This is a genomic window from Enterobacter sp. 01-M-03-SI-ECC, assembly GCF_047530215.1.
GTDB classification, from domain to species: domain Bacteria; phylum Pseudomonadota; class Gammaproteobacteria; order Enterobacterales; family Enterobacteriaceae; genus Enterobacter; species Enterobacter chengduensis.
Genome location: NZ_JBLKDA010000094.1, coordinates 1 through 1,293 on the forward strand (window position 1 = coordinate 1; position 1,293 = coordinate 1,293).

The 1,293-nt window shown below is 53.4% G+C and carries 1 protein-coding gene; it reads right to left on the minus strand.

Going from position 1 to position 1,293, the window contains the following annotated elements:
- Nucleotides 1–53: 53 nt before the first annotated feature.
- Complete coding sequence (locus tag ACMWKK_RS26205) at nt 54–1,211, minus strand: DDE-type integrase/transposase/recombinase (protein ID WP_112781949.1); 1,158 nt, start codon at nt 1,209–1,211, stop codon at nt 54–56.
- Nucleotides 1,212–1,293 lie beyond the last annotated feature (82 nt).

A 1,293-nucleotide genomic window follows, 5' to 3' on the forward strand; every position in this document is an offset into this window, starting at 1 on the left:
TGTATGACCGGATACATAGGTGACAGATCAGACCGGGAACATAGGTAACACTTTTAGTCTATCCGGATCACACTCTGGGTTTTTCGGTCGTAGTACGCAAGCGTTATCCCGTTAAAGATGATGGCCTCAAGGCCATCATCCTGTTCTTCCAGCATGATGTACTCATCCGTCAGCGCTTCACTCAGGAACACCGTCCCCTTTTTCCCCATATAGAGCGTCCCTCTCGATTTCACCCTGTAGACTGTACCTCCTTCCGGATAAGCATATTCAGGAACACGGCCATCCCAGCGCCGGTTCGAGGGTTGCCATACCGTTCCGGGTGTTGCACCCGCCAGTGCTTCATGCGGCCTTTCATGGTTAAATTCCTCCCGATAGTCAGTGAACCAGCGCTGTTGTTCTTCCATCGTCATGAAGGTATTGCCCTGTTTTACCGCACTTTTCAGGGAACGGTGCATTCGCTCATGGCGTCCATTTTCTTCCGGATGACCCTTTCTGATACGCTCTGGCCTGATGCCCAGCTTGATTAGCCAGACGGCAAGACGACTTAATCCGGCTATTCCCGTGCCTGCGAAGGGCTGACCATTATCGGTTCTGAGCACTTCCGGCAGACCGTATTCCAGGAACGCCTCTGTCAGGCACTCTCTGACGAAGGGTTCACTCTCCCGGTGTGTTCCCCGGCAGCTCAGCAGATACCGGCTGTGATTGTCGGTCAGCGTGAAGGGATGGCAGTACTCTCTGCTCAGCAGCCTGAACTTGCCTTTAAAATCAGCGCTCCAGACCTGATTGTTCTCACTGATGACGGTCAGGGGCTGGCGATTGCCCGGGGTTCTGCGTTTTCGCTTTTTATCCGGAACCAGGCCTTCACGCTTGAGGATATCGCCGATAGTGCTGGCAGCAGGTACGGTAAAATCGACGTGATGATTAAGCAGCCACATCCGCAGTTTTTTCGGCCCCCAGTCAGGGTGTTTTTGACGCAGGGCTGTGAGGTGACCGACGATATCATCAGGAACCATCCGGGAACGGGAGCGTGGCGCGCGCGAGCGGTCAGAGAGAGATGAGAGGTCAGAAGGGTCAAAACGTTGAAGCCATTTATAGCCGGTTTTACGGCTGATGTTAAAAAGGCGGCAAAGAGCGGAGAAGGAGTCCGTGCCTGCATGGCAGGCACGGATAAAATCAAGGCGTTGCATAGGTCGGGTCTCAGTCCAGGGCATAGCGAGTCTCCTCTTCTATGCCAGTTATAACTGTTACCCATGTATCCGGTCTAAAGTGTTACCCATGTTTCCGGTTCATACC